This window comes from Micromonospora sp. NBS 11-29, assembly GCF_002140155.1.
GTDB lineage: Bacteria > Actinomycetota > Actinomycetes > Mycobacteriales > Micromonosporaceae > Micromonospora.
In genome coordinates this window covers 2,958-3,306 of record NZ_NAPR01000030.1, presented here as the reverse complement: position 1 = coordinate 3,306, position 349 = coordinate 2,958, and the positions used below count along the sequence as shown (strand labels likewise).

At 80.5% G+C, this 349-nt stretch carries 1 protein-coding gene; it reads left to right on the top strand.

What is annotated here, in order from left to right; genetic code table 11:
• Positions 1-349, top strand: a 349-nt coding sequence (locus tag B1205_RS30125) for a hypothetical protein (protein ID WP_176308823.1), incomplete at both ends; no start/stop codon positions are given.

Sequence of the window (349 nt, the reverse complement as noted above, 5' to 3'; positions counted from 1 at the left end):
CCGGCGGGAGACCGCCGCCCGCCTCCGCGCCGCCGCCTCCGGCGCACCAGGCGTCGCGCCCGGCGGGCAAGCCGACGGCGGTCCGGTCGCCGGGGTGCTGGCGCTGCTCGCCCCCGAGGCGGAGACCGCGCTGGCGACCGTGCAGGCGTTCACCGACAGCGGCGTCGCCGGCCGGCTGTGGTGGCTGACCCGGGGCGCGGCGGCGGTCGGTGCCGCCGACGCGCCGGTCGATCCCGTGGCGGCCGGGATCTGGGGGCTCGGCCGTGTGGCGGGGTTGGAGGAACCCGGTCGCTGGGGTGGTCTGGTCGACCTGCCGGCCGTGGTGGACGCGCAGTCGGTACGGCGGGTG